This window comes from Parendozoicomonas sp. 2304DJ65-17 (assembly GCF_058148445.1).
Window position 1 is genome coordinate 444,787 of sequence record NZ_JBYVJV010000001.1, and the last position, 18,757, is coordinate 463,543.

Genomic DNA, 18,757 nt, shown 5'->3' on the forward strand with positions numbered 1-18,757 from the left:
GCACCCTTTAACCGGTTAGACGAATTGACTCTTACAGCTGATTGATCAGTGTCTGGCTCATGGTGTCTTCTGTTTTTATAGAGCGGGCATTGACCTGATAATTACGCTGCTCCATCACAAGGTTCAGCAGTTCTTCAGTAATATCTACGTTGGACTGTTCCAGTGCACCGCCTTTCACCTGCCCTGCACCGCCTTCACCAGAAAGATTGAAAATCGGTTCGCCAGAACTGAGAGACTCTGTCCAGCAGTTATTGCCATAAACCGTCAGGCCAACAGTGCTTGGAAATGTTGCTACCATCACCTGTCCCAGGCGTACTCTTTCACCATTGCTGTACAGGGCTTCAAGAATACCTTCGTCCCCAACAGTTACCTGATTAAGCGTGCCGGACTCCTGCCCATTCTTATTGATATTGCTCACCGAGAAGTCATCGGCATACTGGGTGATGGAGGAAAAATCGAGATTAACATTCATCGCTGCAGCGCCATTTCCTGGTGTAAGGGCAATGGTTGCCTGAGCATCTCCGGTTCCAGGAGTCAGTGCACCAGTGGAGTCAAACACTAGATTCATATAATCCGGGTCTGCCGCGTTTGTTGAAAAGTTTGTATAGGTGGCAGCATCATCCAGCTTGTAAGCACCGGACCATGAATTGATCGCATCTTTAGTGAATTTCACACCAAGGTGATGCTGTGCACCCAGGCTGTCGTAAACCGTAAACGACGTTGCCCAGTTACCAGATACCTCATCATTCGCATCCAGATTGATATTGGCACTGACAGAATCCGTCGCAGAACCTTTTACATTCGACGCCCCGGTTTTCAGATCTCCCCGACTGGCAACAGAAATAGCCCCATCAGCCCCAGGAAGAAAGCCCTGCAGTTTGTAACCGTCCTGATTTACAACATAACCGTCTTTATCCAGCCTGAAATAACCCGAGCGGGAAAACAGCTGGCTACCATCATTATTCAGGGTAAAGAACCCCTTCCCTTCAATCGCCAGATCAAAACTATTACCTGTTAACTTTAATGCGCCCTGGGAAAACATCTGCTCCATAGCGGAGACACGTACGCCAGACATTTCCACATTACTGCCGCTGGTCTGGGCATAGCTGTCACTGAGAATATTGCGGAACAACTTGTATCCAGAAGTCTCCACGTTGGCAATATTGTGGCTGGAAGTTTCCAGCGCACTTTTCGCCATCTGCAGGCCACTCAGCCCGATATAAGACATTGCTCAAACCTCTCAACAAACCCTTAACGAACCGAACGTACCTGCGACAGAGCTACTGGCACACTGCCTTTTAAAACCAACTGTGGCTCCACCCCACCTTCAGGAAAAACAACACTGTGCACACCGGCCTGAATATAGGGCACGGAAACTTCCCCATTTTCTCCACGAGCAACAAGGCTGTAACTGCCTTTAGGAAGTGAGCTGCCGAACAGAGAAGACAGTGTAGATGTACGAATCTCGCCAGCTTTACCTTTCTGAATACTTTCTCCGGCTTTCATGCCCAGATCATTCATCAGCGTCAGTACCAGTGGCCCGCCTGATTCTGGCAAACGGTAATCCACAGATAAATCAGACGCCTTACCTGTCAAAGAGAAAACACTGGCATCCAGGCCAACAGTTTTTCCCAGCAGGTTACTGGCAAAAGAAGCGTTAACCGTTTGCTGCCCCTGATTCATGGAACCCAGCAACAGGCGAATGCTTTCAAGGTGTTCAACATTGCTGATGGTTGCCAGTTGGTTAACCATCTCGGTGCTTTCCATAGGGCTAAGGGGATCCTGGTTCTTTAACTGGGCAACAAGCAGCTTCATAAACGTTTGCTTGGAACCCATTTCATGACCAGCCCCTGCGCCGGAGAGACTCTGGGGAGAACCTGCAGATAAAACAGAAGAGACATTCACAGGTAAAAGCTCACAGGTTGATTAAATCAACAACCCGATCCTGCATATGACGTCCTGTCGAAAACAGTGATACGGCGGTTTCAAAACTACGGGCTGAAGACATCATGGCAGCCATTTGCTCAACAGTGTCTATTGCGGGATAAAACACCTGCCCCTCATCGTTGGCGAGAGGGTGATCCGGCTGGTAGCGAACATTGGCTGGTTTGTTGTTTTTTACTATCTCTGAAACCATCACCCCGAATGAGTTTTCCACCCGGGTTGATGCCATCACTACATCCTGCGACTGAAAAACAGCGTTTTCACTGTTAGCTGCCACTTCAGCATTGGCCAGATTGCCTGCCACAAGATTGATGCGCACATCCTGGGTAAACATGGACTGGCTGGATATTGCGTACAGCGCCTGAAAACTCATGCTGTATTCTCGTTCCTTAGCGACCGGTAATGGCTGAGGACAATGTCATCAGCTGATGGCGAATAAATGATGTATTAACTGCATAATCAGCCAGCGTTCGAGCGATCGTTGACTGTTCCAGCGGCACATCCACACTGTTGCCTTTAATCAGAGTCTGAAGCTGTGGACGCTCGGTTAAAACGCCATAAGTGCCAAGATCAGGAGCCAAGTGCCGGGCATTGGTTTTCTTCAGGGCAAGAACTTCATTATTGAAGGCAATATCGAAATCACTGGCGCGATAATCCGGTGTTTCTGAATTCACCAGATTGCTTCCATATACAGCGACGCGCTCTACCTGCAGGTTCAGAAGTTCCGGGTGGTTACCAAGTGCATCTGAAAAAGAAATGGCCATAACAGCTGATACCAGTCCTCTGCCGTTTGAATGGGCGAATGAACGACAGCGTTAAAATAGACAATAAAATGACTTTCTTCCCAAGAATATGGTTTTTGACTGGAAACCGTAGGTTGGGTTAGCCGCAAAGTGGCGTAACCCAACAACGCCAGGCATCTGATCCAGCAAGGAAGTGTTACAAAATTGTTGGGTTACGCTTCGCTAACCCAACCTACAATTAGCCAGCCTTAGACTTAAGTCATGCTAAAGCTAAACTTAACCGTGCTTTGGTCGAGTAAACCAGCTCCCGGATCACGGTTCTCTTTTTATGTCGATCTCTTCACTGCCACCGGCTGCCATACAGAAAGTTTCCTCGAGTTCTGCAACGCCAGAAATCAACAAACATACGGAAGCTGCTCCCCGTCAGGTTGCTGGCGCTTCAGAAACCAGTACTACGGAACCAACTGCTTTAACAAAGCAGTTTCAGCGGCTGAAAGCTATGGGCGATGTTGATAAAAGCCTTGTGCTACAGGCAAAGCAGAATTACTCAGAAAACAGCACCGTATCATCTGAAAGTATTGCCAGAGCTATTCTGGATACGGGCAGGTTATCTGATGAGCATTGAGGCGATAGAAGTTTCCCTGAACGCTCTGCGGGATCAGGTAAAACAACTGATACATGTTCTGGAAAGACAAGAGCAGTCTCTGGTTGCCAGAGATTCGGAAGCTTTACAGGCAACATCAGAGCAGAGCCTTGCCCTCAGTCAGAAGGTTGCAAAGTTAACAGCTGCATTGGAACAGGAAGAGTTATTTCAATCTGTAAAAGCAGCAGGGCATCAGGGCTGGGAACAGGTCTTCAAACTGGCTGAACAGTGCCAAGTCCAATACTCCCGAAATATGGAGCATTTGGAAGATATGTCCCAGTATTGCTCTGACTTCTCTAAAATACTGTTCTCTACAAAAAACGCACGCTATCTGAGTAAAAGCGTTGCAGAGAAAAAGGCTGTTAAAGAGAGCAGCCTTCTTGTCCGCGCGTAACCCACTCATCGTTTACAAGTGCCAACTGCCTTCTTATTTTGGCTCGTCTGGCCGCTGAAACAATAGCCTCCAGATGCTGAACCACCCGCTTCCTTGTTAACAGTGACTCTGCCATTTCCTGGCATTCGCCCTGAAGAATACTGGCCTGCTGCAACCTTAAACTGAGGCCGGTATAAAGCAGCGACTTGAACTGCCCATTATTATTCAGGGAGATTCCAGACAGCTCTTCACCTGCGGACAGTTTCAAATCCGCATCACTCATCAATCCGGAAAGCAGGTCAGATACCGAGAGTTCACGCTCAAGTGCAGATCGCTTATCTCGCAGAGCGGCCTGCTGCTGATCAAGCAATCGTGTTTGAAGATTCAGATGCAGCGCCAACCTCTGCTGCATGCTGCGCTTTAATCTCAGGGATCGGCTCATTAAAAAGCTCTCTCAGGCTGTTTACGCTGTCTTCCATAGAAAAACTTTCTGATATTCCCTGTTGCAGATAACCGCGCATTTTTTCCTCAAAGGCCAGAGCCTGATCTATCTCAGGGTCATTGCCCCTCTGATAGGCACCCAACATAGTGAGTTCACGCCCGGTTCGGGCTTTTTCATAGAGATAACGAAAGCGGCTGGAAAAGGAAAGTTGTTCACTGTTGATGCATGCAGTCATGGTACGACTGACGGAAGCCGATACATCAATTGCCGGATAAAGTCCGCTGATAGCCTGATCATGGCTTAAGACAATATGTCCATCAAGAATAGCCCGTGCGGACTCTGCAACCGGATCTTCGCTATCTTCCCCTTCAACCAGCACAGTATAAAACGCCGAAATAGAACCGGAATCTTCCCGCCCATTCCCGGCACGCTCAACCAGCCGGGACATCATGCTGAAAGCCGATGGCGGATACCCTCGGGCGGATGGCGGTTCTCCCACTGCCAACGCAATTTCCCGCTGAGCTTGTGCATAACGGGTGAGCGAGTCCATAAGCAGCAGAACATTCAACCCTTGATCCCGAAAGTATTCAGCAAACCTGTGAGCCAGCACCGCTGCACGTAATCGCATAATGGGAGCATGATCGGCAGGAGCTGCCACCACTATGGCCTTTTTCAGGTTATCCCTACCAAGAATGGTTTCCACAAATTCCCTGACTTCACGTCCTCGCTCTCCAATCATGGCCACGATAATAACGTCAGCAGTCGTATTCTTGGTCATCATCCCCAACAAGGTACTTTTGCCAACACCAGACGGAGAAAATAAACCCAGACGCTGACCACACCCTACGGTGAATAAACCGTTGATTGAGCGAACGCCAACATCCAGAGGTTTTCTTACCGGGCAACGATCCAGAGGGTTAATTACTGGGCCGTGAAGGCGAAGATAGTTTTCGCAGTTAAGAGGACCTTTTCCATCAAGCGGGCTGGCAACACCATTCACAATCCGCCCCAAAAGCTCTTTTCCCACAGGCACAGATGCCTCACGCCCCAAAGGAATAACGCTATCTCCAGGTCCCAGACCTTCCGTGTACTCAATGGGCATCAGGAACAGGTACTGATGGTCAAAGCCAACAACTTCAGCCTCAACCCTGACACCACTATGACCTTTCACCAGACAACGCTGACCAGTATCAAGCTGGCAACCTTTGGCCTTCATGGTCATCCCTGCCAGCCGCACAAGTTCACCGGTTACCTGAACGGGCGAAAAACCGTTGTGCACAGCCTGCCGGGCACTTCGAACTCTTTCGAAAAGGTTGTTCCACTGTCTGTCTGTACGTTCAGACAAGCTCTCAAGGTCTGGACTCTGCATGATTCTCCAGACTCTCTTTCATGTCTTCGAAACAACCGTTTAATCGTGTCTCCACCTGAGCATCAGCTGAACCAGAACCCACCTGAATCGTGCAGCCTCCAGGCGTTATTCCGTCATCAGTTATCACCTGCCACTGTTCCGGGTACTTATCAGACAGCCGCTCTACTGTCAGTTTGTCTTTGGGGTTAACAACTATCCGCAAATCTTCTTCTCTGGGGAGTAGCTCCAGTGTTTCCTGCACCAGCGTTTCCAATGCGGTTGTTGATGTCTGCAGTTCTTCCCGTACAACCTTTCGACAAATACCTTCCACTACCCCCGCCAGTTCAGACTCAAGCTGCTCCCAATATTGCCGTTCCAGACCAGACAAGTGCAGCCAGAGCTGGTTAAAAATAGCGAGAAGGTTTTGTGCTTCCGCCTCTCCAGTCTGCAACCCATCCCCATAACCGAGTCTGAACCCTTTCTCCTGCCCATCCTTAAAGCCAACGGTGTAGCCGCTCTTTTCTCCTTTTAAGCTTCCGTGCATTTCCCCACGCTTGGTACCACAACGATAACCTCGTCTGTAAGCTTTCCAGAATGCTCTGCGGTAATGGATATTAACCACACCAGACGGTAATTCTGGCTCCTGAACATCTTCCTCAACCGTTTCCTCCGGTTCGGAGGGTTCTGTTAAACAATCCGGGAACTGGTAACGTTTCAGAAGAAAGTAACGACGACTCATTCCACAAGCTCATCGTCTTTGGACTTCATCTCAATCTCATTGGCATGAAGCATAATCAGCATGTGGTCGCGAATTTCTTTACGCGCTTTATTAACAATGCTCATGGGAACCCTTCCGATGCCCTCAAAATCATCCCGTAGATACTCAGAGGCCCTTCGAGCCATAACAGAATAAATCTGTTCCTGAAATTCAGCAGAGGTTCCTTTCATAGCAAGAGCCAGCTGTTTTTGATCGGTTTTGGAAACCACTTTACGAACTGAGTCTGGAGTCAGGCGGGATATATGTTCAAAGGAAAACATTTTCGACTCTACGCCTGCTGCCAGACTTTCATCTTTGTCCCGCAGCTGATTCATAAGATCATCGACCCGACGTTTATCCATCTGGGTAAGAACCTCTGCCGCCAGATTCTGCCCCTGGAGGGTAATAACCGTTTCCTGATGGGACTCCTTCAGAAAATCTTCCAGAAAATCTGCTATCCGTTGCAGTGCCAGCTTGGGAAGGTAATCCATACAAGACATACGGCGGATGATTTCTGACTGGCTGCTCTCCGGCATAATCTCAAGCACATCTGCAGCCTGTTGGGGGCTTAAACAGGAAAGTACAGCCACCTGCATCTGTATCTGCTCTTTTTTGATGACTGCGGCCAAAGATTCGGGACGTACGTTTTGCAGCCCTGTCAGGCGGTCACTTCCCTGACGGTCTTCCATAGAGTTCAGCAGAGAATCCGCATGTACCTTGCCTAATGCATTTTGCATAATCCCTTGAATATGGCTTCGGGCATCAGTGCTGATAAACGACGTTTTATGGTAATCCTGCTCAAATCGCTCAACAGCGTGAATAAAATCTTCAACCGACAACTGCGGGAAATTATTAATGGCCTCGCTGATAGCCCTGATCTCTACCGGCGAAAGGCGGCGAATAATACTGGCTGCATACTTTTCACCCAGCATAAAAATAATGGCTGCTGCTTCTCTCTGTCCACCGCGCCCTTTAATACCTGCACCGGCGCCAGTGGCTGTATTTTTTGAGTCGGGCATATCACTCACTGATCTTCACTCTGCATCCAGTTTTTCAGCACCATTGCAACACGGTCGGGCTCATTGCTGGCATAAGCCATCAACACCCTTTTCCGTGCTTCCAACTGTTCGTCACTGAGAGAAGCCGGAGCACGCTCCCCCATCTCGAAATCACTCTCATCACGGGAATCAACACGAGCCTGAGCAGCTGCCAGTGCTTTTGCACGAGCCGTTTTTCTTCTGGAACGAATCCTTACACCAAGACCAACTAACAGCAGAATTAAAGCAATCACTGCACCTGTAATCAGGGAAGTTTTATCTGCATCAGCAGGCATAGATGGAAGGGACCCCGGTAGCGAAGCACTGCCTTTGGCCGGATGAAAGAATGGCATACTCTGTACAGTTACCCGATCTGAGCGGTCATCCCGAGCACCTACAGCCTGCTCAATAAGAGATTGAAGACTCATTAATTCAACCTCACTCCAGGGTGCCAGTGCCCCGTCCTCACCGGCTCTGTAGTCAAGTAAAACAGCCACAGATAAATACAACAGGCGACCGGGAACACGAACAACCTTGTTCACCTGCCGGTTAACTTCATAGTTCCGTACCAGGGGATTATTACCGCCGCTAATCACGGGGCTACCTGTTGCCTCAGTAATGTCCGATGTAGCAGGTTTCCCCACTGAACTGATGGACTCACTTCTCAGCACACCATTATCGGGGCCAAAGTCTTCCCAGGCGCTTTCCTGATTGCTGAAATCCATTTCAACTGATACATCAACCCGGTACCGGCCCGGCCCACTGACCGCCTCCACCAGCTTTGCGACCTGATTCTCCAGATGCATTTCTATTTGTGACCGAACTGCAAGCTGCTGACTGGTAGCTGACACACCTTCATCAACATCATTCACTTCCGCACTGAGAAGCTTTCCGGACTGGTCAACAACGGCAACGGAGCTGCTATCCAGGCCGGCCACACTTCCCGCCACAAGTTCAATAATGCCTTTGATCATGGCCCGGGAAATGATTTGTCCCTGATAAATATCCAGGGAGACCGAAGCTCTTGAACTTGGAGTGTCACGCAAAAAACTACTCTGTTCCGGAACAGCCAGATGCACCCGGGCCAGCCGCACAGCATCAATACCTTGAATAGTCCTGCTTAATTCATCTTCCAGCCCCCGGATATAACGCGCTCGCTCGGTAAAATGGCTGACACCAAGGGAAGAACCCTTATCGGCGCGTGATATCTGGCTTCTAACGGGGATAACGATACCGGCCTGGGCAAGAGCCATTCTGGCTGACGATACTTCATTGGCATGCACCAGAACCTGCCCGCTGTCTGGGTGAAGACGATAAGAAATGCTTTCCCGTTCCAGGCATTCGATAACAGCCGAAGTGTCGTAAGATTCATTTCGCCCATAGAGTGCGCGATAGTCACGATCCTGCCACCACAGCCATGAGCTGAACACTATCGCAAACAACAGCAGGCCTCCGGCCCACCATAAATAGCTTCCCCGCGTAGAGATGGTTTGCTCGCTGAGATGCTCTTTATTATCTGTGGTGAGTTCCGCTTCCGTGGCGGCCGCCTCTGAACCAAGGACCCCTCGACTGTAGGCGATCACCCGTTGCCATAACTCCGACACTTTCCCCAAGCCTGCTGAAAACGCTGAAGCCATAATCAGATCTGCTGGTTAAAGAGTTCGTGATAGCCTTCTACAAACCGATTTCTGGCCTGCAGCAAAAATTGAAAGGACAGGCTGGCCTTCTGTATCGCCATAACTGTTCCTATCAGATCGTCTGACTGTCTCTGGGAAACAGCCGCCATAGCACTGGAAGCCTGATTCTGGTTGGAGTTCACAACATTCAATGAGTGGCTGAAAATTTTGGAATAGCTTTTGAAGTTATTGACTGACAAAGATTCCACTGAGGAAAATTCAGAGCCCGTACTATCAAACAACTGAACACGCTCAAAAGACGGGGATATCACTGATGGAAAAGCGACATTCAAAGACTGGCTAATTTCACTCATAGTCGATTATGGTGTCTCTATGAACCTTGCATTGAAAAACTCATACCACTGCCTAACTGGCCAGCCCGCTTCAGGGTTATCACCACCCGACGGTTAAGCTCCCGCCCCTTTCTGGTTGCGTTATTTTCTGCCGGATAACGCTGGCCATGATGGCGCAGATTAAGAACCTGGGTTGGCTTCACTCCCTTCGACATCAAATAGCGATAAACAGAGTTTCCCCTTTTCTCTGATAACAAAAGGTTATCCAGCCGGTAACCAGAACTATCTGTATAGGCATCTATCGACATACCGACAACAGAGCCATCCCATTCAAGATAATCAGCAATATCGGCCAGTTTCAGGCGCTGACTGTCTGTCAGTTGTGCCCTCCCCGGTTCAAAATATAGAACTGTTTTTTTAAGCTGGTCGAAATTATAAGGAAGAAGATCAACCAGGCAGTCCGTCATATTTGCCAGCTGAAATGAAAAGCCCGTTGTCGGCATCTCCAGTGCTGCTACCCTCTGCTTGTCTTTGTCGTATATTTCCAGTAGCAGCTGATAAGGCCGGGACATCATGGTTATCCATTTGAGCGGATGAACATCCAAAGTAAACTGCATACCTTTATCGCTCTCTCTATGCTTCACTCCGACTTCCACCTCATAGTCCTTGTGATTCCAGACTTCAGGTTTCATGAAAAACCGCACCGAACCATCGTAGTTACGAACGGAAATAGTGTTTAGCATTAGCTTGGAAACCAGCCCTGCACCGACAACCATAGATACCTCACCAAAACCTTCTACATGTCGGGTAAGACGACAGGCAAGCACTCCTACCCGCTCAAAGTCCCAGCTATGGTCATCAATAGGCAAACGAAAGATTGCACTGTAAGCAACAGCTGCCTGTACACCGAAAATCAGTAACAAGGCTTGAGTAAACAAAGCGCGCAAAGCCGGCGATTTCATGATCTGCCAGAGAACCCTGTGAAAAAGTTCGTTGAAGATTTTAGTTCAACTATATTTCTCTGAAACTTGATGAACCGAGAAGTCTGTCTAACCAGATGAACGACAACTTTCGTGAGAATAAATTTGCTGGTAGTGCACCTTCGGAAGATAACAGCGGCTCCCCTGAACCGTTTTCACTGATCAAATCCGCACTCAGCATGCAGTGGGCTCTACAGGCTCAGCGAGAAGTCTCTGAAAGTTTCAGGGAAAGAGCTATCACCCCTTTTTTGGAAATGCTGGATTGCTCAATAAAAACCTTTGACCTTGACTCTGTCGACTTCTACCAGAAAACCGTAGCCCCTTTATGCCGGAACAAGCTTATCTTTCAGTTTAGCGTCGGTAGTAACACCTATGGCTACCTCCTAATGGACGGCAGCGCTCCTGGCAACATGTCAGACCTTTATTATGGAGGAGAAGGAGGAGTCGAAACCCAGAATAAAACTATCAGCAAAGCTGAGCATCAGCTGATTCATGACATAGCAACAGTCATTAGCAAAACCTGGCTGAAAGTCTGGCAGAACTGGATTCCGCCGGAGAAAAGTGAATTGAAAACAATTCTCCGTTTACCAAAAGATCTGGATCCTCTTTTAATCAGTCGTTTTGTATTCCAGATGGGAAACTACAAAGGTGAAATGCTTATTGCCATGCCCGCTTTTTTTGTCAGCGCCGCAGTCAGTCGTGAACACCGGGATGTCGTTTCAGATCCCGCTGAGCTTTTCAAAAACATTGATAAAATCACGGTTCGAGTACGCGCAGAACTGTCCCGTAAGTGGATATCTGTCAAACGGCTCAAACATCTTAAAGAGGGCGATATTCTTCCTGTCGAATGGCCTGATACCACCTACCTGAGATCAGGTCGAAGCTTTCTTCATACTGCTGAGCCTGCCATGCAAACGGACAGACTGGTCCTTAAGATCGTTCGCCAAAAGAATCAGGAGCTGTAAGTGTCTGACGATAAAACTGAAGTTGATGAGTTCACAGATGATGAGGCAGAAGAATACGAAGAAAATGAAGTAGCCAGTGAAGAAGAAAACCTTGATACACCTCCTGAAGACATTGATGAGGAGAACCTTTCAGCCACAACTGACATAACTGAGGAGGCTGACCAGTGCGAACCGGTGGATAACGGGCTGTCAGAACGTCCAGACCTGTCCATCATTGGCGACATCCCTATTTTGCTGACTTTGGAAGTGGGTGATAAAGAGATGACCATTTCCGAAGTCTCATCTCTCCGGGCTGGTTCTGTTGTTACCCTGCAACATAAGGAAAGCGAGCCTTTAGATGTAAAAGCCAATGGCATACTGATTGCCAAGGGAGAGGTTGTACTGGTGGGGGATTATTACGGCGTAAGAATCCTCAGCCTGACCAAGGCTCAAACCAGTAACTTCAAGCTGAGCCCTTGATATGTCATCGACGGTTCCATGGCACTCACCAGCAAAAACCTTCATAGCCATTCTTGGGGGAGGGTTATTACTTCTTTCCCCCTTCAGCTTGGGTGCGGGAAACTTACCACTACTATCGATCACCAGTGGCGATACGACTCAGGATTTCAGTGTCAGCCTTCAGATACTTCTGATTCTTACGGCGCTAACATTTCTGCCCACAGCCTTAATGGCCATGACCAGCTTTACCCGAATACTGATTGTTCTGGCAATATTGCGGCAGGCTCTTGGGCTTCAGCAAACACCTCCAACCCGGTTATTAATCGGGCTGGCTTTAATCCTGACCCTTTTCATTATGCGTCCGGTTTTTGAAGAGATTCGCAATCGTGCCGTTGAACCATACCTGAATGACCAACTGTCTTTTCAGGATTCAGTGAAAGAAGGCGTTATACCGCTGCACAGGTTTATGCTGAACCAGACCCGCAAAGCTGACCTCGAACAATTCTTTGTGCTCAGTGGAGAAAAACCGCCGGAGTCGTTATCTGATACACCGCTAACAACACTGGTTCCTGCCTTTCTAACCAGCGAACTGAAAACCGCTTTTCAGATTGGCTTTATGATTTTTTTGCCATTTCTGGTTATCGATCTGATTATCGCCAGCATCCTGATGGCGCTAGGTATGATGATGTTGTCTCCCCTGATTATTTCCCTACCTTTCAAACTGATGCTGTTTGTTCTGGTTGATGGCTGGGGAATGACGATTGGCAGTCTTGCCAGGAGTTTTTAGCGATGGAGCCCGATCTAGCTGCCGACCTGCTTACCGACGCGCTTTATTTGGTAACTAAAATTGTTGCCGTATTGATATTACCCGGCCTTGTGACGGGTTTAATTATCAGTGTTTTTCAGGCTGCTACCCAGATCACTGAACAAACTCTCAGCTTTCTGCCTCGATTGTTAGTTACTCTGATCAGTATGGCGCTGGCCAGCCACTGGTTGATTCAGGAACTTAGTGATCTGTTTATACGACTGTATACAGCAATCCCCGGTTTTCTCTGAGGGTTACTGATGTCCACGTCCGTTTACTACCTGGAACACTGGCTTACATTGTTCGTCTGGGCTTTTGTCAGAATCTCCGGTTTTCTACTGACCTTTCCTGTAACCGGATCATTTCTGCCAACCTCTATACGCCTGATTCTTGCTATTGCACTTTCGGTTTCCGTCTTAACGTCCCTGCCAGCAGATGCTGTTCAAAACAGCATTCACGGTCTCTCACTGAAAAGTATTTTCTGTACTCTGGGGGAATTTATTACCGGAATTATCTTTGGCATGGTGCTGAGCCTCTGGTTCAGCCTGTTCTCTATGGCGGGGCATATTATTGGTCTGCAAATGGGTTTGGGTATGGCCCAGATGAATGATCCGGCAGGAGGTATCAGCGTAACAGTTGTCAGCCAGATTTATCAGTTTGCTGCCCTGATTATGTTTTTCCTTATGGATGGTCATGCCACGGCAATCTCAATTCTTCTGGAAAGTTTTCGCACCATAGAGCCGGCAACCTTTCCGGATATTCTGCAATCGGCAGAACGCCTTATTCATTATGCTGGCTGGATTTTCTCTGCAGCGCTGATATTGGCTTTACCAGCATTAACAGCGCTATTAGTGATTAACCTGTCTTTTGGGTTTATGTCCCGAGCAGCGCCGCAGCTCAACCTTCTCAGCCTTGGCTTTCCTCTCTCTTTGCTATCTGGCCTGTTGATTATTTGCTTTAGCTTTGAACAATTTTCAGCACCCTTTCGGCGTTTCACTCAGGAAGCCATTCTTCTCTTACGACAACTGGCACTTACCTGAATCATGTCCAGAGAACATGACTCAGCTCAGGAACCTACAGAACCGCCCGGTGAGCGAAAACTTCGCCAATCCCGCGCTGAAGGTCAGGTTCCCCGCTCCAAAGAGCTGGTTATGGCTTTTCAGCTGTTGGCATTCAGTTTCTTTCTTCTTATTGTCAGCCCAGGTATTCCTGATTCACTGATTCAACTTTGTCGGTTAACTCTGGGGATACATCCGGCAGAGATAGTTGATGCCAGTTATATGCTGAGTCGACTGCAGGTTAGTGGTTCCGTTATTGCGAAGTTTGCTCTTCCACTGTTAGCAATTATTACAGTGGCAGCCATCGCCGGTTCCCTGATGACTGGGGGGCTTATTCTCAGCCTGAAAGCCGCACGCCCTAAATGGGAACGATTGAATCCTATTGCCGGGATCAAACGCCTGATGTCTCTGCAAACACTGGCAGAGCTGGTCAAAGCCATTCTAAAAACCGTGGTTTTCTCACTGATCCTGTTCTTATTTATTCGCAGTGAATTACCAACCATGATGGCTGCCGGGCAACAAGACCTGAGGCCTGCTGTTGAGGTTCTGCAGACTCTGGTTGTTAACGCTATGGTTTACTTTTCCTTAGGGTTTCTTGTTATTGGGTTGCTGGATGCTCCCTGGCAGATTTACCGCCATAACCGTCAGCTAATGATGACCAAGCAGGAAGCAAAAGAAGGGCAAAAGGAAGAAGAGGGTTCACCGGAAACCAAGGAGAGAATAAAGCGGGTTCGCAAAGAACAAAGCAACCGTCGTATGTTGCAGGCCGTTCCGGATGCCGACGTGATTATCACCAACCCTGACCATATCGCTATTGCCCTGCGCTACGATCCCTTTTCCAAAAAACGACAAAACGCGCCTATTCTTATCGCCAAAGGCAGTGACCTGCTGGCAGAGAAAATTGTCGAAATCGCCAAGAAAGCCGGTCGGCCGGTGATCTGTCAGCCACCTCTGGCAAGGGCTGTGTTTTACAACGTTGAAATAGACCACCCAATTCCCGCTGGGCTCTATACTGCTGTGGCACGAGTGATGGCTTATGTGTATCTGCTCAATAATTATCTGGCCAACAGGCAGGGGGAAGCGCCAACTATGATGGATATTCCAATCCCCAAACAATACCAGCACGATTAGCAGTACATGACCGAACAGACTCACACAGTTCGCACTGCACTTTCCAACTACCTAGCGCCGCCACTCTTACTGCTGGTCGCGCTGGCTATGATCATTCTCAGAGTTCCACCGTTCTGTCTGGATGTTCTGTTTACCTTCAATATTGCTCTGTCTCTGATTCTGCTGTTGCAGTCCATTTATATAAAAAAGCCTTTGGAATTTACGGTTTTTCCAACCCTGCTGCTGATCACCACACTTCTGCGCCTGGCATTAAATATTGCGTCTACACGGATTGTTCTGCTTCAAGGACATACCGGAGGGGCTGCTGCCGGAAAGGTTATTGAGTCCTTTGGGGAAGTGGTTATCGCCGGTGATTACATCGTTGGTTTGGTGGTTTTTATTATCCTGATTATCGTGAATTTTGTGGTGATCACCAAAGGCTGTACACGTATTTCTGAAGTGACTGCCCGCTTCACTCTGGATGCTATGCCCGGCAAACAGATGGCCATTGATGCCGATCTTAACGCTGGCCTGATTCATCCAGATGAAGCCAGAGAAAGACGAAAAGAGGTTGGACAGGAAGCAGACTTTTACGGAGCGATGGATGGTGCCAGCAAGTTTGTGCGAGGCGATGCTGTTGCCGGACTGCTGATTCTGGCAATCAATCTTCTGGGGGGATTAGGCGTTGGCATACTCCAGCACGACATGCCTGCCGCAGAAGCTTTTCATACCTATTCCCTGCTAACAATTGGCGATGGTCTGGTTGCCCAGCTGCCAGCACTTCTTCTTTCCACTACAGCGGCAATTATCGTAACCCGGGTCTCGGGCATGCATGATATGCAGCATCAGATTCGGAAAGAACTGTTTGCTTATCCAAAAACCATTCTGGTCACTGCCGGGTTGCTGATAACTATCGGGCTGGTTCCGGGAATGCCTCATGTGGCTTTTGCCGGCATTGGTATCCTTATTCTTTCAGTGGCTCTTTTTTCCATGTCGGCAAGAAAAAAGGAAAGTCAGGAACCAACGTCCGCTGACCAATTGCAAAAACCTTCTTCATTGAGCTGGCAGGATTTGGGAACTGTTGATGCCATAGGATTGGAAATTGGATACCGGTTAATTCCTCTTGTAGACGAAAGCTCCGGCGGCGAGCTGGCGCAGCGAATCAGGGAAACCAGAAAAGAATTGTCCCAGGAACTGGGTTTTCTGCTGCCAGCGGTTCATATTCGAGACAATATGGACCTCGACCCAGAGGCCTACATGATCACCATGCAGGGGGCAGACCGTGAGGGCTTTCAAATAAAAATGGGACAATCACTGGCTATCAAAACTGATGATGGGCTGGCCGTTTTGGATGGCATACAAACATTGGAACCCGCATACAAACTGCCTGCAACCTGGATAGACGCTAATGAGCAACAGGATGCCCTGAAAAAGGGTTATACGGTGGTCGACCCAGTCACCATTATTACCACTCACCTCGGCAGGTTAATGAAAACTCAGGCCAGTGAGTTGTTTGGCTATGACGAAGCCCAGCAATGGCTTGAACAGTTACGGCCAACCTCTGCCCGCCTTTGCGATGAGCTGATTCCAGACAAAATGTCTCTCGGGCAACTGATGAAAATATGTCAGCAACTTTTGCGGGACAGTGTTCCCCTGTCTGACCGAAAAACGATTGTTACCCGCTTGCTGGATAACCAGTTGCAACAACAGGCCTCAGCCATCCAGATGGCAGAACATGTTCGCAGTGCATTACGTTATCAAATACTTGCTCCTCTCACTGAACGACAGAAACCAGATGATCCTTTGTTGCTGAAGGTCTTCACTCTGTCGGCTGAGCTGGAAAAAACTCTTCTGCAATCATCGGAGCAGGCTAAACAGACAGGCCATTACAGTGAAGAAGCCTTTCCCGTTGAACCGGGGCTGACTGTGAAACTTCAGCAAAGCCTGCCAGAAGTGATTAACCGTTCTAACAGTGCAAATACTCCTGCGGTTTTGCTGGTTACACCGCAACTTCGGCCAATGCTGGCAAGATTTTCCCGCCTGTCTGCTGTCAGAGAATTAACTGTGCTGGGATTAACGGAAATACCAGATGAATACCGAATAGAGATTATTGGTCAGCTTGGTTAGCCAAGAACGCAAGCAAAACTAACAATTACGGAACACTAAAGAGCCAACGCTCCCTAAGTAATATTGTGCATTAGGGGGAAGGAAGCATGGCTATATCATATCAACCGGGCTCATATACGTATCATCAAAACCGTTACCCACAACCCGGCGTTGAAGTCAGTAATGACTTTTATAACCCATCATTCAAAACTCGTTTAGTACAGGTTGAAGTTGACTGTCTATCACGCATTCCAGCAATGCTTCATGCTCGGGCGAAAAACGGTGAACGCGTTTTACCTTGTCTTGTACTGGTGGATATAGATGGAACATTTATTAATGAGCCAGGGTTTTCATCACGAATCCCACCGAAATCTCCCGAAACCGTGAAATGGCTTCTTGAGCAACGAGACATTCAGGTTGTTGCAGTAACCAGCCGGATGAAAGATTTAGCGGAAAGGACCGATCGGGAAACAAAGAGTCTTGGGGTTAAACTGGTCAGTGAAAACAACCCTAAATGCGTTGATGGCCTGGCAGGGGAAATCAAATCCCGTATCCCTCATGACCGCCAATCAAGCAAATTGTTTATCCAGAATAATGTTGTGTATACATCAGGTGAAGACAAAGGAAACTATGTAAACCAAGTGATTAAAGCTCTTGAGCGAAAGCAGGGGCAACCTTTTGGCTGCGTAGTTTTTGTAGACAACTTGTATCGTCAGGTCAAAGATGTTGCCGACGTTCTGTCCCAGTCAGAATTTGATCATAAAGACAAATGCCAGACCCAATTGTGTTGTTATTTCACCCCATCAAAACACTCAAAATCTAGTTGTACCTGTGAACTGCCAGAACATCTAGCCAATGTGGAACCTGTTAGACCAAAGCCTACGCAACCACAGTCGCAATCGACTAGAGGGTCATCTATGTCGAATGAAGCGCTACGAAAAATAAAAAAAGGGGATCGTTCAAGCTCAATGAAGCCGAAGCCAGAATCCTGCGAAACAGATTCAGGAGATGTTCGCCCAAGACCGATGCCCAGGCTAACACCTATTGATTATCCCGATAGAAGGCGAGGGAGACGTGTGCGCTGCTCAATTCTTTAGAAGAGTTGTAGCTAAGCATCCGAAATGCTTTTGGGGGTAGAAATTTTATCCATTTGCCCGGTGCGGTTATAGGCCCGCCCGGGAATCTGCCCCCAGATCATTTCCAGCAGTTTTGAGGTTACCGCGCGCAGACGTCCCTGCAGACGACCATTCACAATATTCAATTCCCGGCAACGACCGACTCTGGCTTCCAGATCCTGCCATAACTGTTCTGCAGTTTTCCTATGAGAACCTGATAGTGACGAGATGTAGTGGCGCATACCCGGTTCATCAGCAGTGAATCCGCCAGAAATTAATTTCTGGTTACGACGATGGGCATTCAGGCGAATTCTGTCCACATAAACTCTTAGTTGCTGGGCAGAGCTTTCCACTTCCACCATATTCCTTTCCAGCAGATGACGGTGCTGAGCCAGCAGAGAACTTTCCAGAGTTTCAAAAAGTGTACGGGCATCAAGAAGATTACGGGCAATAGCATCCATGCTTTTGGCTTCCGGTAATAGGATTGGAAATGGTTTTTATGAGTTGTCTTTATCTGCGGGCAGCTGGTTAAACAGCCACTGCATACGGTTGGCAAGCTGCTCATGATCTACAGGCATTTTTCCCTGCCGGATTACTTCCCGAACTTCTTCAACCTTTTCAAGGTCAACATCCTGAAGTTGCTCCAACTCTCCACCGAGAGCTTCGAGAAGTCGGGCACCGGTACTGAGTTCAACTTTGTCTGAATTGCCCTGACTTCGAGCCGCAGGCGCTGATGACTTGGAAGCAGAAGCAGAACCCGAAGCCGGTTTGCGTATCACTGACGCTGGCCCTGAGCGAGGCCTTATTCTGTCTGAATCACCCATGTCTGTTCCGGAGGTAGCACCCTTATAATTGCTCTTCGGACTATTTCCGGCAGGGCTTAAGCCTCCAGACAGATTTATTTCACTCATATGACAGATTTCC

At 48.3% G+C, this 18,757-nt stretch carries 23 protein-coding genes; 10 read left to right on the forward strand and 13 right to left on the reverse strand.

Annotated elements, in window-relative coordinates:
• Positions 1 to 31 precede the first annotated feature (31 nt).
• The 4 genes from ACY2RR_RS02030 to ACY2RR_RS02045 are packed head-to-tail and all read right to left on the reverse strand — an operon-like array spanning position 32 to position 2,708.
• Positions 32 to 1,228 carry a flagellar hook protein FlgE gene (locus ACY2RR_RS02030; protein ID WP_490106467.1) on the reverse strand — a complete coding sequence of 399 codons (1,197 nt, stop codon included), beginning with the start codon at positions 1,226 to 1,228 and terminating at the stop codon, positions 32 to 34.
• A 23-nt stretch (positions 1,229 to 1,251) separates the two neighbouring features.
• Complete coding sequence (locus ACY2RR_RS02035) at positions 1,252 to 1,905, reverse strand: flagellar hook assembly protein FlgD (protein WP_490106468.1); 654 nt, start codon at positions 1,903 to 1,905, stop codon at positions 1,252 to 1,254.
• A gap of 10 nt (positions 1,906 to 1,915) precedes the next feature.
• Positions 1,916 to 2,317 (reverse strand): flagellar basal body rod protein FlgC, encoded by a 402-nt coding sequence (locus ACY2RR_RS02040; RefSeq protein WP_490106469.1) that lies wholly within the window; start codon positions 2,315 to 2,317, stop codon positions 1,916 to 1,918.
• Between the two features lie 16 nt (positions 2,318 to 2,333).
• A complete protein-coding gene (locus ACY2RR_RS02045; RefSeq protein ID WP_490106470.1) occupies positions 2,334 to 2,708 on the reverse strand; it encodes a flagellar basal body rod protein FlgB in 375 nt (124 codons plus the stop codon).
• A 307-nt stretch (positions 2,709 to 3,015) separates the two neighbouring features.
• On the opposite strand from ACY2RR_RS02045, the gene ACY2RR_RS02050 reads away from it, so the two are divergent.
• Both ACY2RR_RS02050 and ACY2RR_RS02055 read left to right on the forward strand, forming a co-directional pair.
• Entirely contained in the window at positions 3,016 to 3,312 is a 297-nt protein-coding gene (locus ACY2RR_RS02050) for a hypothetical protein (protein ID WP_490106471.1), read from the forward strand.
• Entirely contained in the window at positions 3,302 to 3,724 is a 423-nt protein-coding gene (locus ACY2RR_RS02055) for a hypothetical protein (RefSeq protein WP_490106472.1), read from the forward strand. Before ACY2RR_RS02050 ends, ACY2RR_RS02055 begins: the two co-directional genes overlap by 11 nt.
• On the opposite strand, the gene ACY2RR_RS02060 is transcribed toward ACY2RR_RS02055, so the two are convergent.
• Genes ACY2RR_RS02060 through ACY2RR_RS02090 form a run of 7 tightly spaced genes read right to left on the reverse strand, consistent with a single transcriptional unit; the run spans position 3,693 to position 10,218 of the window.
• Positions 3,693 to 4,115 carry a hypothetical protein gene (locus ACY2RR_RS02060; RefSeq protein WP_490106473.1) on the reverse strand — a complete coding sequence of 141 codons (423 nt, stop codon included), beginning with the start codon at positions 4,113 to 4,115 and terminating at the stop codon, positions 3,693 to 3,695. The two genes, ACY2RR_RS02055 and ACY2RR_RS02060, sit on opposite strands and share 32 nt — an antisense overlap.
• A complete protein-coding gene (locus ACY2RR_RS02065; protein ID WP_490106474.1) occupies positions 4,066 to 5,514 on the reverse strand; it encodes a FliI/YscN family ATPase in 1,449 nt (482 codons plus the stop codon). The genes ACY2RR_RS02060 and ACY2RR_RS02065 overlap by 50 nt, the downstream gene beginning before the upstream one ends.
• Complete coding sequence (locus ACY2RR_RS02070; RefSeq protein ID WP_490106475.1) at positions 5,495 to 6,232, reverse strand: FliH/SctL family protein; 738 nt, start codon at positions 6,230 to 6,232, stop codon at positions 5,495 to 5,497. Before ACY2RR_RS02070 ends, ACY2RR_RS02065 begins: the two co-directional genes overlap by 20 nt.
• A complete protein-coding gene (locus tag ACY2RR_RS02075) occupies positions 6,229 to 7,269 on the reverse strand; it encodes a flagellar motor switch protein FliG (protein WP_490106476.1) in 1,041 nt (346 codons plus the stop codon). The genes ACY2RR_RS02070 and ACY2RR_RS02075 overlap by 4 nt, the downstream gene beginning before the upstream one ends.
• Positions 7,270 to 7,274: 5 nt before the next feature.
• Positions 7,275 to 8,924: a flagellar basal-body MS-ring/collar protein FliF gene (gene fliF / locus ACY2RR_RS02080; RefSeq protein WP_490106477.1), complete on the reverse strand. Its 1,650-nt coding sequence runs from the start codon at positions 8,922 to 8,924 to the stop codon at positions 7,275 to 7,277.
• A 2-nt stretch (positions 8,925 to 8,926) separates the two neighbouring features.
• Complete coding sequence (gene fliE / locus ACY2RR_RS02085) at positions 8,927 to 9,277, reverse strand: flagellar hook-basal body complex protein FliE (protein WP_490106478.1); 351 nt, start codon at positions 9,275 to 9,277, stop codon at positions 8,927 to 8,929.
• 17 nt (positions 9,278 to 9,294) lie between these two features.
• Positions 9,295 to 10,218, reverse strand: a complete 924-nt coding sequence (locus tag ACY2RR_RS02090; RefSeq protein WP_490106479.1) for an OmpA family protein — start codon at positions 10,216 to 10,218, stop codon at positions 9,295 to 9,297.
• 95 nt (positions 10,219 to 10,313) lie between these two features.
• Here ACY2RR_RS02090 and ACY2RR_RS02095 point away from each other — a divergent pair, with 95 nt between their 5' ends.
• From ACY2RR_RS02095 to ACY2RR_RS02130, 8 genes are all read left to right on the forward strand, one after another.
• Complete coding sequence (locus ACY2RR_RS02095; protein WP_490106480.1) at positions 10,314 to 11,201, forward strand: FliM/FliN family flagellar motor switch protein; 888 nt, start codon at positions 10,314 to 10,316, stop codon at positions 11,199 to 11,201.
• The gene (locus ACY2RR_RS02100; protein WP_490106481.1) at positions 11,202 to 11,660 is read left to right on the forward strand and encodes a FliM/FliN family flagellar motor switch protein; all 459 of its coding nucleotides are present in this window, start codon (positions 11,202 to 11,204) and stop codon (positions 11,658 to 11,660) included.
• Between the two features lies 1 nt (position 11,661).
• Positions 11,662 to 12,426, forward strand: coding sequence for a flagellar type III secretion system pore protein FliP (gene fliP, locus ACY2RR_RS02105; RefSeq protein ID WP_490106482.1), 765 nt, complete (start codon positions 11,662 to 11,664; stop codon positions 12,424 to 12,426).
• Between the two features lie 2 nt (positions 12,427 to 12,428).
• Positions 12,429 to 12,695, forward strand: coding sequence for a flagellar biosynthetic protein FliQ (locus ACY2RR_RS02110; protein WP_490106483.1), 267 nt, complete (start codon positions 12,429 to 12,431; stop codon positions 12,693 to 12,695).
• A 9-nt stretch (positions 12,696 to 12,704) separates the two neighbouring features.
• Positions 12,705 to 13,484, forward strand: a complete 780-nt coding sequence (fliR, locus tag ACY2RR_RS02115) for a flagellar biosynthetic protein FliR (RefSeq protein WP_490106484.1) — start codon at positions 12,705 to 12,707, stop codon at positions 13,482 to 13,484.
• Positions 13,485 to 13,487: 3 nt separating this feature from the next.
• The gene (locus ACY2RR_RS02120) at positions 13,488 to 14,633 is read left to right on the forward strand and encodes an EscU/YscU/HrcU family type III secretion system export apparatus switch protein (protein ID WP_490106485.1); all 1,146 of its coding nucleotides are present in this window, start codon (positions 13,488 to 13,490) and stop codon (positions 14,631 to 14,633) included.
• A gap of 6 nt (positions 14,634 to 14,639) precedes the next feature.
• Entirely contained in the window at positions 14,640 to 16,739 is a 2,100-nt protein-coding gene (locus tag ACY2RR_RS02125; protein WP_490106486.1) for a flagellar biosynthesis protein FlhA, read from the forward strand.
• Positions 16,740 to 16,825: 86 nt separating this feature from the next.
• Positions 16,826 to 17,815 (forward strand): DUF2608 domain-containing protein, encoded by a 990-nt coding sequence (locus ACY2RR_RS02130; protein WP_490106487.1) that lies wholly within the window; start codon positions 16,826 to 16,828, stop codon positions 17,813 to 17,815.
• Between the two features lie 11 nt (positions 17,816 to 17,826).
• On the opposite strand, the gene ACY2RR_RS02135 is transcribed toward ACY2RR_RS02130, so the two are convergent.
• Entirely contained in the window at positions 17,827 to 18,294 is a 468-nt protein-coding gene (locus ACY2RR_RS02135; protein ID WP_490106488.1) for a flagellar protein FlgN, read from the reverse strand.
• Positions 18,295 to 18,330: 36 nt separating this feature from the next.
• Entirely contained in the window at positions 18,331 to 18,744 is a 414-nt protein-coding gene (gene flgM, locus ACY2RR_RS02140) for a flagellar biosynthesis anti-sigma factor FlgM (protein WP_490106489.1), read from the reverse strand.
• Between the last annotated feature and the right edge of the window lie 13 nt (positions 18,745 to 18,757).

Excerpts from the sequence above, each read along its gene's own strand:
- ACY2RR_RS02030 (WP_490106467.1), bottom strand. The coding sequence starts at position 1,228 with ATGTCTTATATCGGGCTGAGTGGCCTGCAGATGGCGAAAAGTGCGCTG.
- ACY2RR_RS02040 (WP_490106469.1), bottom strand. The coding sequence starts at position 2,317 with ATGAGTTTTCAGGCGCTGTACGCAATATCCAGCCAGTCCATGTTTACC.
- ACY2RR_RS02045 (WP_490106470.1), bottom strand. The coding sequence starts at position 2,708 with ATGGCCATTTCTTTTTCAGATGCACTTGGTAACCACCCGGAACTTCTG.
- ACY2RR_RS02050 (WP_490106471.1), top strand. The coding sequence starts at position 3,016 with ATGTCGATCTCTTCACTGCCACCGGCTGCCATACAGAAAGTTTCCTCG.
- ACY2RR_RS02055 (WP_490106472.1), top strand. The coding sequence starts at position 3,302 with ATGAGCATTGAGGCGATAGAAGTTTCCCTGAACGCTCTGCGGGATCAG.
- ACY2RR_RS02060 (WP_490106473.1), bottom strand. The coding sequence starts at position 4,115 with ATGCAGCAGAGGTTGGCGCTGCATCTGAATCTTCAAACACGATTGCTT.
- ACY2RR_RS02065 (WP_490106474.1), bottom strand. The coding sequence starts at position 5,514 with ATGCAGAGTCCAGACCTTGAGAGCTTGTCTGAACGTACAGACAGACAG.
- ACY2RR_RS02070 (WP_490106475.1), bottom strand. The coding sequence starts at position 6,232 with ATGAGTCGTCGTTACTTTCTTCTGAAACGTTACCAGTTCCCGGATTGT.
- ACY2RR_RS02075 (WP_490106476.1), bottom strand. The coding sequence starts at position 7,269 with ATGCCCGACTCAAAAAATACAGCCACTGGCGCCGGTGCAGGTATTAAA.
- fliF (WP_490106477.1), bottom strand. The coding sequence starts at position 8,924 with ATGGCTTCAGCGTTTTCAGCAGGCTTGGGGAAAGTGTCGGAGTTATGG.
- fliE (WP_490106478.1), bottom strand. The coding sequence starts at position 9,277 with ATGAGTGAAATTAGCCAGTCTTTGAATGTCGCTTTTCCATCAGTGATA.
- ACY2RR_RS02090 (WP_490106479.1), bottom strand. The coding sequence starts at position 10,218 with ATGAAATCGCCGGCTTTGCGCGCTTTGTTTACTCAAGCCTTGTTACTG.
- ACY2RR_RS02095 (WP_490106480.1), top strand. The coding sequence starts at position 10,314 with ATGAACGACAACTTTCGTGAGAATAAATTTGCTGGTAGTGCACCTTCG.
- fliP (WP_490106482.1), top strand. The coding sequence starts at position 11,662 with ATGTCATCGACGGTTCCATGGCACTCACCAGCAAAAACCTTCATAGCC.
- ACY2RR_RS02110 (WP_490106483.1), top strand. The coding sequence starts at position 12,429 with ATGGAGCCCGATCTAGCTGCCGACCTGCTTACCGACGCGCTTTATTTG.
- fliR (WP_490106484.1), top strand. The coding sequence starts at position 12,705 with ATGTCCACGTCCGTTTACTACCTGGAACACTGGCTTACATTGTTCGTC.
- ACY2RR_RS02120 (WP_490106485.1), top strand. The coding sequence starts at position 13,488 with ATGTCCAGAGAACATGACTCAGCTCAGGAACCTACAGAACCGCCCGGT.
- ACY2RR_RS02125 (WP_490106486.1), top strand. The coding sequence starts at position 14,640 with ATGACCGAACAGACTCACACAGTTCGCACTGCACTTTCCAACTACCTA.
- ACY2RR_RS02130 (WP_490106487.1), top strand. The coding sequence starts at position 16,826 with ATGGCTATATCATATCAACCGGGCTCATATACGTATCATCAAAACCGT.
- ACY2RR_RS02135 (WP_490106488.1), bottom strand. The coding sequence starts at position 18,294 with ATGGATGCTATTGCCCGTAATCTTCTTGATGCCCGTACACTTTTTGAA.
- flgM (WP_490106489.1), bottom strand. The coding sequence starts at position 18,744 with ATGAGTGAAATAAATCTGTCTGGAGGCTTAAGCCCTGCCGGAAATAGT.